General features: G+C 43.3%; 14 protein-coding genes. 6 read left to right on the plus strand and 8 right to left on the minus strand.

Annotated features, from left to right (window positions below; genetic code table 11):
* Window positions 1-132: 132 nt before the first annotated feature.
* From AACT52_RS40775 to mnmG, 4 genes are all read right to left on the minus strand, one after another.
* Entirely contained in the window at window positions 133-1314 is a 1182-nt protein-coding gene (locus tag AACT52_RS40775; protein WP_073635798.1) for a hypothetical protein, read from the minus strand.
* 7 nt (window positions 1315-1321) lie between these two features.
* The gene (locus AACT52_RS40780; RefSeq protein WP_158054970.1) at window positions 1322-1498 is read right to left on the minus strand and encodes a hypothetical protein; all 177 of its coding nucleotides are present in this window, start codon (window positions 1496-1498) and stop codon (window positions 1322-1324) included.
* A 195-nt stretch (window positions 1499-1693) separates the two neighbouring features.
* Window positions 1694-2839, minus strand: a complete 1146-nt coding sequence (locus AACT52_RS40785; protein ID WP_073635799.1) for an RRXRR domain-containing protein — start codon at window positions 2837-2839, stop codon at window positions 1694-1696.
* 191 nt (window positions 2840-3030) lie between these two features.
* Window positions 3031-5001, minus strand: a complete 1971-nt coding sequence (gene mnmG / locus AACT52_RS40790; RefSeq protein WP_073635800.1) for a tRNA uridine-5-carboxymethylaminomethyl(34) synthesis enzyme MnmG — start codon at window positions 4999-5001, stop codon at window positions 3031-3033.
* A 330-nt stretch (window positions 5002-5331) separates the two neighbouring features.
* Between mnmG and AACT52_RS40795 the strand changes: the two genes are divergently transcribed.
* Together AACT52_RS40795 and AACT52_RS40800 are read left to right on the plus strand one after the other, a co-directional pair.
* Entirely contained in the window at window positions 5332-6207 is an 876-nt protein-coding gene (locus tag AACT52_RS40795; RefSeq protein ID WP_443216689.1) for a D-alanyl-D-alanine carboxypeptidase family protein, read from the plus strand.
* Between the two features lie 41 nt (window positions 6208-6248).
* On the plus strand, window positions 6249-6716 hold the full coding sequence (locus AACT52_RS40800) for a XisH family protein (RefSeq protein WP_083630774.1): 468 nt from the start codon (window positions 6249-6251) through the stop codon (window positions 6714-6716).
* A 77-nt stretch (window positions 6717-6793) separates the two neighbouring features.
* On the opposite strand, the gene AACT52_RS40805 is transcribed toward AACT52_RS40800, so the two are convergent.
* From AACT52_RS40805 to AACT52_RS40820, 4 genes are all read right to left on the minus strand, one after another.
* On the minus strand, window positions 6794-7267 hold the full coding sequence (locus tag AACT52_RS40805; protein WP_073635802.1) for an HNH endonuclease: 474 nt from the start codon (window positions 7265-7267) through the stop codon (window positions 6794-6796).
* A complete protein-coding gene (locus AACT52_RS40810) occupies window positions 7264-7716 on the minus strand; it encodes a hypothetical protein (RefSeq protein ID WP_073635803.1) in 453 nt (150 codons plus the stop codon). The genes AACT52_RS40805 and AACT52_RS40810 overlap by 4 nt, the downstream gene beginning before the upstream one ends.
* 26 nt (window positions 7717-7742) lie before the next feature.
* Window positions 7743-8384, minus strand: coding sequence for a hypothetical protein (locus AACT52_RS40815; RefSeq protein WP_073635804.1), 642 nt, complete (start codon window positions 8382-8384; stop codon window positions 7743-7745).
* A gap of 116 nt (window positions 8385-8500) precedes the next feature.
* Complete coding sequence (locus tag AACT52_RS40820; protein WP_143172970.1) at window positions 8501-8719, minus strand: hypothetical protein; 219 nt, start codon at window positions 8717-8719, stop codon at window positions 8501-8503.
* 304 nt (window positions 8720-9023) lie between these two features.
* Here AACT52_RS40820 and AACT52_RS40825 point away from each other — a divergent pair, with 304 nt between their 5' ends.
* The 4 genes from AACT52_RS40825 to AACT52_RS40840 all read left to right on the plus strand — a co-directional run.
* Window positions 9024-9197, plus strand: a complete 174-nt coding sequence (locus AACT52_RS40825) for a hypothetical protein (RefSeq protein ID WP_158054972.1) — start codon at window positions 9024-9026, stop codon at window positions 9195-9197.
* Between the two features lie 83 nt (window positions 9198-9280).
* Window positions 9281-9853 (plus strand): TIGR04376 family protein, encoded by a 573-nt coding sequence (locus AACT52_RS40830; protein ID WP_073635805.1) that lies wholly within the window; start codon window positions 9281-9283, stop codon window positions 9851-9853.
* 60 nt (window positions 9854-9913) lie between these two features.
* Window positions 9914-10651: a prolipoprotein diacylglyceryl transferase gene (locus AACT52_RS40835; protein ID WP_073635806.1), complete on the plus strand. Its 738-nt coding sequence runs from the start codon at window positions 9914-9916 to the stop codon at window positions 10649-10651.
* Window positions 10652-11143: 492 nt separating this feature from the next.
* Window positions 11144-14184 (plus strand): NACHT domain-containing protein (locus AACT52_RS40840; RefSeq protein WP_073635807.1); only part of this gene is annotated, 3041 nt, incomplete at its 3' end.

The raw sequence follows: 14184 nt of genomic DNA on the forward strand, positions 1-14184 counted from the left end.
CAGAGGAGTAGTGCCAAAAACTCTTGTAGCCGTAACTAAACGAACTTAATGCCAAGAATTGGTTGTGGAGTTGGGGGCTGTTGAAGATAATCAAGATATTCTTGACCATCAAATACCCCCTCACACTAATGACTAAAACGTCTGCCCTGTATAAATCGAACGGACTTCACCGTTGCGGCGGATGGTGACTTCGCCTTTGGCAATCTTCACCAGAGTCCAACCGCTTGCGCCGATCGCTTCACCGACTTCGACACGACGAGTGACACCGTCTATTTTAAACAAGGCAGCAGATTTGTTTCCTAACTCAAATAATTTTTCTAAGGTATGCGAAGGAGCAGTAACATCAGCGGTGCTTACTGTAGAAGCGACTTCCTGATTTTCAGATACTAGACTAGGAGATGCAGCTGCATCTGTGGCTCGTTTTGGTGATACAGCCTTAAGTTCTGGACGTACAGCAGCAAGCGCTTGCACAGTAGTCGTAGGCTGTGCCGTTTTCACAGGCGCAGGTTTAGAAGCTTTCCCCAAGCTACTTTCAGACACTGTAGCCGAGTTGAAAGTGCCAGCAGTAGGTGGAGGTGCGTAGCGCATGGGCTGCGGCGCTTGATACACGGGGATGTAGATGCGCTCAACAACTCTTGTAGACTGGCTAGGGGCGCTTGCGATATGATTTGCACCTACGGGTTGAGGGGTAATATAAGCAAGGGCTGTTTGGTTCGCTGAAGACGCAGACCTGATACTGCTTTTTGCTTCTTGTCTGTCAATGACACTTAGCGCTCCTAGCATATAATTAACCAAATCTGCCTCAATTTGGGCTTTTGTCGGCAATGGAGACTGCGCCTGCGGCTGAAGCAGGCTTTGGTAAAGTGATTTGGAAACGAGACGATTGAGTAGCCCGGAGTTGAAAACCCAAAGAATACTAGCAGCAGCTAAACCTATGGTGACTGCAACCCAAAGCACTATGCTGTTTGTGCGTTGCGATTTTTGGGACGATTTGCTTGCTTGTCTGCTAACCGCTGGAGTACCAACTACTAGTGTACTCAATGGGTTGTTCCTAGCTTGGGCAATCTGTATAGGACGAAGCTGTGTTTCTGGAACGACAATTTCCGGTACTGTAACCGTTTGCACTTGACGAATGTCCTCTTGCAGTACAGTTTGGGAAGGCAAGTTATCATTACCATCCAGAATTCGGTCAATTTCGGCAAAGAGTTCATCCATCAAGTTATCAGCATAGGTTTCTATCGACCAGGGTTCGCTGGCGATTAACTCCTCTGATGGTTCTGGAAGAATGAGTTGCGTATTGGCTTTTTGTGACATGGCGTTCTTAATGTCTGGCTCCTGGGAAGATAAATGTCGTTTTCCCTGCCTGCAAACAAAGACTTTGGATCAAGTCTCCAATCTCTCGTTTTAATAAACGAGTGGATTGATAATTGATATGAAATTTTAGTTGAATTTGGGGACGGTTGATGATGCCAATTATGAATTTAATGTCATCTATCATACCAATCTCCTCAAATTTCACTTACCACTATACTCGCTCTTGTGGAATTGTTTTCAACTAAATTGGGCAGGAGTCCGCGCGCGAAATCTTTGATTTGGTGTTGGGAGGAATGCGCGGTTTGAGTTGTTGCCTCCTCCGACCAATTCCTCACTTTGTGAGGAGAGGAAGGAGGATAGTGACAACTCAAACAATTGTCTATGCCACCACCACGCATAATCTTGAACTCCGTTTTATTAACTTGGTACTGCTAGGATTAAACTGACCAATACGTGACCAATTGTGGTCATAAATCGAAATATTTTTTGTTTTCCCAGAATTAGTAAACCCACCTATCCAACCACGTATTGTTTCACCCTTACGAACGACTTGGACATAATCACCTGACCGAAAACCAAATGGTGTTATTGTTCCACCTTGTCGCTTTAAAACCCCTCCTTTAGAGTAGTTTTCTTGATACAATTTACGCCTAAATAATTTAGGGCGTGCAACAACTATGAAAGGTGCAGTCGTTACGATACATTCCCCTACCCAATGATGTCCACGTGTTTTAGCAGTGTGGAATTCTTTATATTGAATAAAGAATGTTGCCGCTAAAGATATTGCATCATTTGCATGAGTTTCTGGGCTTTGAATTGACTTGTCTTTCTTGTTTTTCACAAGCCCTAAATGCTCGCGGTATTTCCCTGTGTCGAGTGAATCTACTTCCACAATAGGCGCTATTTTTAACGCTTGTAATCTAAACCATTCCTGCCCAACCGTTACAGGAGAAATGCCGAACCCATTATTTTTGGAGTTACCACCACATGATTCGTCTCTAATTTCTGTGATGGGGAGTATTTTTGACATCTCGGTCAAAATGCGTAGTTCCATTTCTCGGTTAGCTTTTACGCTAGGAGGAATCTTATTTTGACGACGATTATCAAACCGTTTTTCTCTATGATTCCTCTGATTAAATGGCACTTTCCGATTAATACGCTGCCCTCTGCGAGTACGACGTAATTCGGTACGTATCGCCATTTTACCTGTCACAGATTGTCTATCTTTACTTGCTTTCTTTGACTTGTAAAATCCAGGTAAGCAAGCATGAAATAACACAATTGTTGCTAACTTAGTCTGGAATGCAATTCCTGTAAATGCTTTCCCTCTATCTGTGCCAACCACGATTTCTTGCGTTACATATCCAGATGGTTCGCGTAATAACTGAGCATAAAATACGCCTAACTTATTACGTTTCCCGACTGCTTTCCCCACTTTTATCCATTTCCTCGCACGAGCGGGCGTGGTTGGCATAAGTGGTTTCCCGGACGGTGATAATACTGGTACTCGTATTGTTTGATTCATGGTGATAAACCAAATTATTACTAATTTGTATTTGGATTAAACTCCGTCCCTTCGGGCAATTCGACAAGCGTATCTCCTATTCACGACTAGACCATAAAGAGGTACAAACTAGGGAGACATTTGTACGTTTAGCCTTACCGAATCTCATGCCCTAACCAACTCTTACGTTGCATACCGTGAACCTAGATGAACTAGGTGTTTTGCAAGCCTACACTGTCCCGAAGGGCAGTGTAGGTAGTTGACGCCAAGGCTGGAAATTCACTCAAGGTTTTAGTTTTACGCAATTCTAAATAAATGAGCAAGGCATTGATATCAGCTGGATTCACCCCCCCAATGCGAGCAGCTTGACCGATAGTTAATGGTTTGACCTTGGTCAGTTTTTCCCGTGCTTCTTTAGAAAGAGTATCAATAGCTTGGTAATCCAAGTCCGCAGGTAACTGGCGGTGTGCTTGACGGGCAATTTGGTCAATCTGATTTTGCTGTCTTTGCAGATAGCCAGAATACTTGATGTCAATTTCTGCGCCTTCTTTCTCAGCTTGGTTAAGATTGGGGTTTCCCAGTCCGTGCATGTCGAGGTCTATGTAGTGCAACCCTGGACGCCGCAATAAGTCTGCTAACGTAATTGAGCCTTTGATGACTTGCTGGGTGGCAAGGGCGATCGCCTGCCCAATGTCATCATGCTCTTTCACTCTAGTAGCGTACAGCCGTTCTTTTTCTGCTGCAATTTTTTCTTGTTTGCGAGTAAATAACTCCCAACGTCGGTCATCAATCAAGCCGATTTCCCGTCCTAATGGTGTCAAACGTTGGTCAGAATTATCCGACCGAAGTATTAATCTATATTCAGAACGACTGGTCAGCACACGGTAAGGTTCCCGCAAGTCTTTCGTGCAGAGATCGTCAACCAACGTACCGATGTAACTTTGCTCACGAGCAAAAACAATCATTTCCTGACCGCGAACAAGACGAGCCGCGTTAATTCCAGCAACAATGCCTTGAGCCGCAGCTTCTTCATAACCGGTTGTTCCGTTAATCTGTCCGGCACAAAATAGCCCTTCTACCTTCTTGGTCATCAGTGTCGGATAACACTGAGTCGCAGGTAAATAATCGTACTCGACTGCATAAGCTGGGCGCAGCATAGTGCAGTTTTCCATACCAGGAAGACTACGTAACAGTTGAAGTTGCAAATTTTCCGGCAACCCTGTAGAAAACCCTTGGATATAAAGTTCCGGGATATCCCGTCCCTCTGGTTCAATAAAAATTTGGTGGCTTTCCTTATCGGCAAAGCGTACAATCTTATCTTCTATACTGGGGCAATAACGCGGTCCTTTAGCGTCCACCCACCCCCCATAAACTGGGGATAGTTGGAGATTTTCCCGAATCAAGCGATGGGTTTCGCTTGTCGTGCGCGTCATGTAACAAGGGAGTTGTTCCCGTTCTACCCATACTTCTGGGTCAAAGCTAAACCACCGGACTTCCTCATCTCCTGGCTGAGGTACCATCTTGCTATAGTCTACAGACCGCTTGTCTACCCGTGCGGGGGTTCCTGTTTTCAGTCGTCCTGTTTCAAATCCCAAGCGATTCAGGGTTTCTGTCAAACCCACAGCGGCAAATTCTCCAGCACGTCCCGCCGCCATAGACTTGTTACCAACCCAAATCCGTCCTCCCAAGAACGTACCTGTTGTTAAGATGACCGCCTTGCATTGGAACGCGACACCAAAATATGTCTCAACGCCAACGACTTCATCGTTTGCACCCAGAACCAAATCTGTGACCATTGACTCGCGGATTGTCAAGTTTTCTTGGTTCTCGACAATAGCCTTCATCACAGCTGCATATTCTCTCTTATCTGTTTGAGCACGCAACGCCCAAACTGCAGGTCCCCGCGAAGAGTTGAGAATGCGCTTTTGCAAATAAGTGCGATCCGCCATCTTGCCAATTTCCCCACCGAGTGCATCCACTTCATGAGTCAACTGGGATTTTGCCGGACCACCCACCGCTGGGTTACAAGGTTGCCAAGCAATTTTATCCAAGTTAAGTGTCAACAGCAGGGTACGACAACCAAGACGTGCGGTAGCAAGGGCTGCTTCACAACCGGAGTGACCTGCACCGACGACAATCACATCAAAAGCGTCTTGGAATTCAACGGAAGTGTGCATGGTCATACTTTAAGCAAGCATATAGTCATTTTCAATTTTAACCGATACAGTGGTTGCATTGCCGTAAATTTATGGTAAAAAAGTAAGCAAAATTACTCTAATTCAGCCCATAAGAATTTACTTTTTCTTTTGGGTTGAATGATAGAGAGCAATATATTGAATTTTTCGTGAACAACAAGATTCCGGACTTCTTAAAGAAGTGGGGAATCTGAGCCAATGGATTTATGCGCGAAGCGCAGGCTGCGCCAACACAAATCCGATAGGAATGCTGCATAACACTTGATAGTGTGATTGTCACAATCAAAACGTGATGATGTATTTACGACAAATATGAAAGTGAGACGTTTTTTAAAAAAGGCTGTTTTTTTCGCTTTGATTGGTTTTATTTCTTTTGCCTTAGTCGCTAGTCATGGAATGACAAACCACAAGTTAATGGCGAATATTCCAAACCAACAAGATTGCTTGATGACTTATTCTTTAGGCAAGAACGGAGAATTAACCCAACGTTGTACAAATATTCCTCAAACAGTATCTCCCACTCCAAGCACCCAAATCACTCCCAACCTCAATTTAAGCGAAAAAGAGCGATTTTTGGCATTAATTACAAATAAGTTACCAACAATTCCTGCTCCGAATACATATGAATACATACTACTGCGTGCTTACGGTTCTGCATTTCTCAATCAAAAGCCTGAGATTAAACTACCACCAAAAGTTGTCTTTAATAACGAGCAGGAAACAAAACAGTTTCAATCTACTTTAACAATGGGTAAAGTCAATGGTACGAGTAACTGTTATTTACAAAAGTCAGCAGCAGATGCCTTAAATATAGCAAAATTGCAAGTACAAATACCCTTGAAATCAGGTTATGGTGCTAGTGATTGTACTCGCAATTTTGCTACCAATTTGAGATTTTGGCAGAAATACGCAAACAATAATACTTTGGAACAAGTGCGCCAGGGAAAGGAAACAAAAATTCTCGGTCTTGTTGCACCACCAGGCGCATCGCAACATCTATGGGGACTTGCAGTTGATTTAAGAGTATCAAATGAAGCGCAGAAACAAGCTTTGAATCAAAATGGCTGGTATCGAACTGTAGAGTATGATATTCCTCATTGGACTTATGTAGGTTTAGCGCCAGACAAATTGGCTGAGTTTGGTTTTCAAAATAAAGTGGTTGAGGGAATTAACTATTGGGTGACGCCGCTTTAATGTGATTTATAAAGTGAAAATAAAAATGAAGCATATCCAAAATGGCTAAAGATGTTTTCCATCAACAGGTAAAAAATGCATTAATCAAAGATGGATGGATAATCACTCACGATCCGTTTACAATTCGTATTAGTGAGGCAGTTAAATTACAAATTGATTTAGCGGCTAAAAATGCCATTGCGGCAGAACGCGATACCCAAAAAATAGCAGTTGAAATTAAGAGTTTTATTGCAGATTCAGACATCAGTGAATTTCATACTGCGCTTGGTCAATATCTTAACTACTGTCAAGCGATTGAAGAACAAGAACCAGACCGGATAGTTTATTTAGCCGTTCCTATCGAAACTTATCAAGATTTTTTTCAACTTGCCTTTGTCCAACGTGCCCTTCAACGTTACCCTTCGGGTTCTTGCCCAAGGCTTCGCGGCTCGGGTGAGATCGCCGAACCCCGAACGGGGCACTGGCGGAGGCAATCGCGCTGCAATACCATCGATATTCCTATAAAGTAAGTCGTTGTGGGTTTGCTGTGTTAGGTAGATGCGATCGCTGTAAAGCGGGCGCTTTGCGCCATCGCACGGAGCGCCTGCTACCCTGCGCCGTGGTTCCCGCCCAACTTTTGTGAATTTTGGCGTAGCCTTTTTATGTCTGCTTTATTCCAACCCGCCCAAATATCAATATCTGTGCGATTGCTCTTGAGTTTATTACAAGTGTCACACAAAAGTATGAAATTGTTTGTAGTATTCGATGTATATCCCCAGAGTTTATCTGGATTACCTGGAATTTTTTTGGGACTTAAAGGCTCTACATGATCAATAGTAAACGGATTATCATCACTAAAAAGGCACTGACATTTTTTGTTAAAACAACGATTCTTTTGTACTTTTATTTGTTCTTGAATCCATTGATCATAAATTCCCAAACTTTTTAGATGGCGATAGAGAACGCGGGGAGAGCATTCGTTTTCCCATTGTTGATTGGCATCGTCAATAGCACTTATTGCTATGTCAGATTTTTTCTTGATTTCCTCTAGTTCGTTTCTCAGTTGACTCAAGCTTTTCATACAGCCCCTGTAACACTTTGCAAAAATTCTTGCTGCGCTTTTGGCGATAGATGCTCCAAATACTCTTCCATGATTTTGCTGTGTTCTTCCAAGGCTTCAGAAATAGCTTGTATTGCCTGATCAGATCTTTTGCAAATCCCTGAATAATTTTTATTAAAATTATTGATTTCATCAACAACTTGCCCCATCTCCTCAGACTCTAGTATCTCAGCCCAAACGTCTGAGGAGGAACCTTTTATTTTGCTAAGCAAATCCTGAAGAATCTGCACCGTTTTGTACTGAATTCGCAATGTATTATTTAAGGTGTCATCAATTTTCTTTGCTACGCCCTGACAAATATAGCCACGTTCCCTTTTTATTTTTGTATACATCACTCCATGAGTGAGTTTGCGAGCCAGATAATCGGAGCATCCTAGTGTTTTTAGTTGCTTTCTCGTAACAGTTTTCATGAATCTATCTTTTGATATCTTACTGATTAACCAATATCTAAAAATTTCTTAATTTCGGATGGAATATATTTAAGTTTTGATATTATAAAATCTCTAATCTTCTTCAACGCCGTCTGCTGGAATTCAGACATTTCTCTTAAATACATATTCTCATCTTTGAGAATTTCTCCATTTTGTTGGAGCTTTTTAATTAAAATAGCGTTTTTATTTAAAAATTTACGTTGTACTTCGATTTCTGTTTCTTGCCTCTCAATCTCTTGTTTTTGTTCCGCGATCGCCTTAAAGTGCTTCTCAATTGTCTTTTGCTGCTCTCCAATCTCTTTTTGATTAATTTCTATCTGCTTTCTATCTTTTCGGATCTGCTCCTCAAGAGCAGACATTTCTTCTTTCAGTCTGGTGATATCCTTGTTTCGTTGAGTCACAAGGCCTTTTTGATATGCCTGTTGCCTTTGACGGGACTTTGTCTCGGGACCTGCAAAGGAAGCAAGTCTAAGGGACAATTCGTTCCATTCTTCTTGGGAGAAGACGTTGAGAACATCGTCAACAGTGAGTGATGGTTTGTTTGCGATCGCCCTTTCAACATCTGCTACCGTCCATCCTAAGGAGATCCGAAGGACTTTTTTCCTCTCCGCATCCAATTTGATGATAAATTTCGGTTCCTCTGCCATTTTTACCCCCCCAAAACACCAATCATTTAACAGTTACCAGTTACCAGTTATCAGTTATCAGTGAGCCAGCGCTATGCAGGAGGGTCTCCCGCTCTCACGGCGACTGGCGTTCGCCGTCAGGCGTGCCGCAGGCATACCCGAAGGGTTATCAGTTTCATCGTTGGGGTAAACACCACACCAATTGGACCAGAGAGCGTTGGTGGTGAGCCACTGCGGTCTTGGGGTTTCCCCAAGTAGAGCAAGTGGCGTTCGTCGAAGACGTGCCGAAGGCATACCCGGAGGGCGGGTTTAAATCCCCCACCATAGCAGGCGTCACTGCGTAGGTAGCTGTTCACTGTTCACTGTTTTAAAGCCACCTTACTAGGCTTCAGTGCCAACTTGCTTCATTGCGGAATGATTTTAAATTTATTAAAGTCTTTGCAGACAGAAGGTTTAGCCTTTTAGTAGCATCATTTTTTCTAGTAATTGCAATCATATTTTATCAAAAAAATTATTTTGCCAAATGCTAAGTACAGAATTTCACAAGTTCGTAACGAATTAATTTCAGAAAGGCTCTGCGTTACTCTGCGCTGACTCCGCGTCCCTCTGCGTTTTAAAACGCTACGAATTAATGCAAAGCTGTACTAAGACAAATGAACTTTGGGAGAATCTCTCAAAATCAAAAAGCGACCACTTTTGCAAACGATTGGTGCCCAGTGCCGGAGGCAATCGCCCTCCCACCTGCAAGATGTTAATCTTCATCAAGTCAATCTAGCCCAAAAAGCTTCGACGACAATAATTTATGATGACGACAAAGAATCTGTGACTCGATAAGCCAGAGGCTTGATAAAATCTGTTTTCCGCCCACGACAATAATTACTACAATAAAAAAGCACCTAACCTCTGGAGTTCTAGCAGTGGGCTTATTTGACGACTTTAACCGGTTTCTGGAAAACCGTTTGGAAGAATTCTTGCGTAATAATCCGCATTTGGAGCTAGAAGCGCTGTTGGAGCAGCTGCGTGAGCAAGAGGAAGACACTTTGAAGCTGATTGCAGATTTACAATTGCAAGAGAAGCGATCGCAAGAGCAAGTTATGTCCACTGCTCAAGAAATCCAAAGGTGGCATATCCGTGTAGAAAAGGCAAAAACCGCTAATAGAGAGGATTTGGCGGCTGCTGCTGCACAGCGAGAAACTGCACTGTTGCGCGAAGGAAATCAGCAATGGGGACAGATGCAAGGGGTGAAAGAACGCATTACCCAAGCTAAAGAGTTATTGCGGAAAATTCAACAACGGCGACAGGAAGTGCAAGCCAAAGCAACTGAAGCACAAACGGCGCGTGCTAAAGCTCAAGCGCAGCAACGCTTCGAGACAAGCGGCTGGGATGCTAGGAGCAGTTATTCTAGTGGGTATGACGATTTAGAGGAGAAGTTTCGCCGTTGGGAAACTCAAGATGAGTTAGAACAAATGAAGCGAAATATGGGGAAATAGTCATTTGTCCAAAGTCCAATTGTTAATGACTAATGACAAATGACCGATGACAAATGACCAATGACTTTTCCCGTATATTTTTGGTTGGGTTCGCTGCGGATTCATCCTCATTTTTTGTTTGAGTCTTTGGCTTATGCTGTGGCGTTGCGTTTAGTATTACGTAATGTCCGCAAGGATTCTATTGCACCAGCACAGCGCACCTCAGTCATTGTTGGTGGTATGGTGGGTGCGCTACTGGGCGCTAAAGCCCTGGTTTGGCTGCAACATATTGATTTACTCTGGCAACATCCACAGCAATTACTATTCATCTTACTGCAAGGAAAAACAGTAGTAGGGGCGCTGTTGGGTGGACTTATTGGTGTGGAAATTACCAAAAAAATGATTGGTGTCAATCGCTCTACTGGTGATGTCTTTGTTTATCCTTTGATTATAGGAACGGCTATTGGTAGGATTGGTTGCTTTCTGACAGGATTAAGTGACCAAACCTCCGGAATTCCTACAACATTACCTTGGGGAGTTGATTTTGGTGATGGTATTCCTCGTCATCCTACACAAGTGTATGAAATTATATTTCTGATGATTTTGATGCTATTTTTACACCTTCGCAGTCGCTATCAACGACAAGACGGTGATCTATTTAAATTTTATTTAATTTCCTATTTAGCCTTTCGTTTTTTGATAGATTTTATCAAACCGGATTTTCGTCCCTTGTTGGGACTAAGCGCAATTCAAATTGCTTGTCTTATTGCTCTTTTTTGTTATCGTCGCAATATTCCCCAAATGTTCCAAATACGATAATGAGGCATGGAACAAAATATCCTTGTAGATGTTTGAACTAGCCTGCAACGGTTATTTGTTGGTTACATTCCAGCCGCTGTTGTGGGTATTTTTATTGCAATACGGTTCAGTTAAGATTGATGTTTAACTCATCCCCCGGCTATGAAACCATCACAACGTTGCAGTTTCATAAAAAGCCGGGGGGAAATCGAAGTCATTAGTCCTTAGTCCTTAGTCATTAGTAGGTTTTTCATGATTTTCCGTGGCTTTTTTATACGTCGGACTATTGACCCTAGACTAAGGACGCTTGACGGTGAGGCGATGATTCATCCCCGCACTCTTATGGGACGGGGCTTTCTCACCGTCTTTCGGTAAAAAATCACGTGTGTAGAGACGCGCCATGGCGCGTCTCTACATTGTGTTCCTGATAAGGGTTCTGGTCTTATCACCAACCGTATTTCTAAAAGTAAGCGATAATATAGAGCATACCAATTTAGCAAGTATGCTCTGAGTATGTTTGAGGTGATTAGCACGAGTTTACTCAAGGGTGTTCTACCGAAAGTTGCAGAAGCAATTATTAAAAAGGTTAATAGCCAGTTAAACCCAACAGAGTTGGAGAAGGCTCTCAGAGATGGGATGACAGCGGCTATGAAGCAGTATGATAGCTATGATAGCCAAAGACATGACAAAGCGCTTTTTTACTACTGCGATGATAAGCAGACTACTGATTTCTTATCTGAAGTCTTTAAGTATTCGGGGGTTCAGGAGGAATTAGAGAAACCGCTGCTAAAAAATAATGCAGAAGCGCCGTATCCACTCCACTTAATTGAGGCGTTTAAGCGGGTTGCAGAAAATCAAAAGATTAAATTAAATGAAGCTGGTATTGAACCCTGGGTCAACAAATTTGTTGAGGTTTATTTTCAAAAAACGGACGCTTATTTAAAATATCAAATTACCAAAACTAATTACTTAAACCAACTTATTAGCTATTCAAATAAAGTCTATTTTTTAGGTATTAATGTAAGAGGGACGGAGGATGAAAAATCGGAACAATTAGAAAATATTTTTGTCATGCCGGATGTTGTAGAGGAGGTACAACCAAGCCAGATAAAAGCAGAGTTTGAAAGAAAATTATTGTTAACTGATGAAGCGGAAACCCTAAGATTTGGGTTAGGAAAACGAAAAGACCGCCAGGCAGAATTAATTGATGAGCAACGTCAACGGGTGCAATGGGAAAGCCGCTCTGAAAAAAAGTTTTCTGCACAACAACTATTAAGTGAAATCACGTCTCCCAAATTCGTTTTGCTAGGCGCACCGGGTTCTGGTAAAACGACTTTGATGAGTTACTTTGCTGTGATGCTAGCTCAGAAAAAAGCACAAACCCTGGGTTTAGCACCAGATACCGACTTTCTGCCAATTCTGATTAGACTTCGGGATTTATCAAGACACGGAAACATCAGTATTTTGGAGTATATAAACCAATTCGCCCGCAATCATTTATCTGTTAAAAAGCTACCACCTGGATTTTTTGAGTATTGGCTAGAAGATGGACGGGCGTTAATTTTACTAGATGGTTTGGATGAGGTGGCAGAAACAGCCAAGCGCTATGAAGTGGTGCAACGCATTGAGTTGTTTCTCAAACAATTTCAGCAAAATCGAGCGATTATTACCTCTCGTCCTGCGGGTTACAGGCGCGACTTTTTCCGCACGGAGGATTTTCCTCACTATCAACTCCAGTCATTTGACGATGCCAAAATTGAGGAGTTTATCAACCGTTGGTACGACAGCCGCGTTCTAGATAAAATAGAGGCGCAACGACGGAAAGATAGCCTGAGAAAAGCACTTTCGGAGAATGACAGAATTCAACTGCTGGCACGAAATCCACTGCTGTTAACGATTATTGCCCTGATTCACCGCTATCAAGCTTTTTTACCAAGAGAGCGTTATAAGCTTTATGAAAATGCAGTAGAAACTCTACTCAAGTCTTGGGATGCTAACAAAGAATTTACAAATCATTCGGTCTTTAAATATCTCCAACTGAATGACGACTTGCAACCGTTGCTAGAAACTTTGGCTTACTGGATTCATACACAGGGAAGTACAGGGGATAAAGAAGGTGGTACACTCATTGACCGGGATGAACTGATTGAACAATTAAGCGGAAACATCAAGAAGTTAAAACAGATTGAACGGTACCAGGCGAAAGAAGAAGCAATACGCTTTGTAGATTTTATTCGCGATCGCACTGGTTTACTCAATGAACAAGGGCAAGACTGCTACGCCTTTGTTCATAAAACGTTTCAGGAATATCTTTGCGCCCAAGAAATCATCTACCAGGGAGAAAACGAGGATGATTTCGGCATTGTGCTGAATCATATCAAAGAACATCTTCATGACCAGCACTGGCGAGAAGTCTTGCTGCTGCTTATTGCACAACAAAGACCCAAAAAAGCTGCTCAAGCAATTCGAGCAATTCTCGACCAAAACAGCGACTATGAGCAATGGCTGCACCGCGATTTATTATTTGCTGGTAACTGTCTTGCAGAAAATCCCAAAGACCTGAAAGTTGCAGATGAGCAACTACCACAGCAAATTTTACAGGCATTGGTTGAACTACAAACAAGTGACTCACCACAAGTTACTTCTAAAATTCGCTCACAAATCTTTCAAACTCTTTGCAGTCTGAATGAAACTGCCTTTGAAACTCAAGCCCTGCAATTGTTGAAAGACAGAGCAGAATATATAGATAAAATAGATAAAGTAGAATTACAAGAATATCGTGCAGCATTGGGCGAAAAAGAAGCAGCAATAGACACTCTGCTGGCTCTGCTCAAAGATGAGGACTCTGATGTCCGTTACAGCGCCGCCGATGCGTTGGGCAACTTAGGCAAAGGCTCAGAAGTGGTGGTGCAAGGGCTGCTGGCTCTGCTCAATGATGAGGACTCTGATGTCCGTGACAGCGCCGCCGATGCGTTGGGCAACTTAGGCAAAGGCTCAGAAGTGGTGGTGCAAGGGCTGCTGGCTCTGCTCAATGATGAGGACTCTGATGTCCGTGACAGCGCCGCCGATGCGTTGGGCAACTTAGGCAAAGGCTCAGAAGTGGTGGTGCAAGGGCTGCTGGCTCTGCTCAAACATGAGGACTCTGGTGTCCGTTACCGCGCCGCCGAAGTGTTGGGCAAGTTAGGCAAAGGCTCAGAAGTGGTGGTGCAAGGGCTGCTGGCTCTGCTCAAACATGAGGACTCTGGTGTCCGTTACCGCGCCGCCGAAGTGTTGGGCAAGTTAGGCAAAGGCTCAGAAGTGGTGGTGCAAGGGCTGCTGGCTCTGCTCAAACATGAGGACTCTGGTGTCCGTTACCGCGCCGCCGAAGTGTTGGGCAAGTTAGGCAAAGGCTCAGAAGTGGTGGTGCAAGGGCTGCTGGCTCTGCTCAAACATGAGGACTCTGGTGTCCGTTACCGCGCCGCCGAAGTGTTGGGCAAGTTAGGCAAAGGCTCAGAAGTGGTGGTGCAAGGGCTGCTGGCTCTGCTCAAAGATGAGGACTCTGATGTCCGTTCCAG

The sequence above is a fragment of the Scytonema sp. HK-05 genome (genome assembly GCF_963872035.1).
GTDB lineage: Bacteria > Cyanobacteriota > Cyanobacteriia > Cyanobacteriales > Nostocaceae > Kalymmatonema.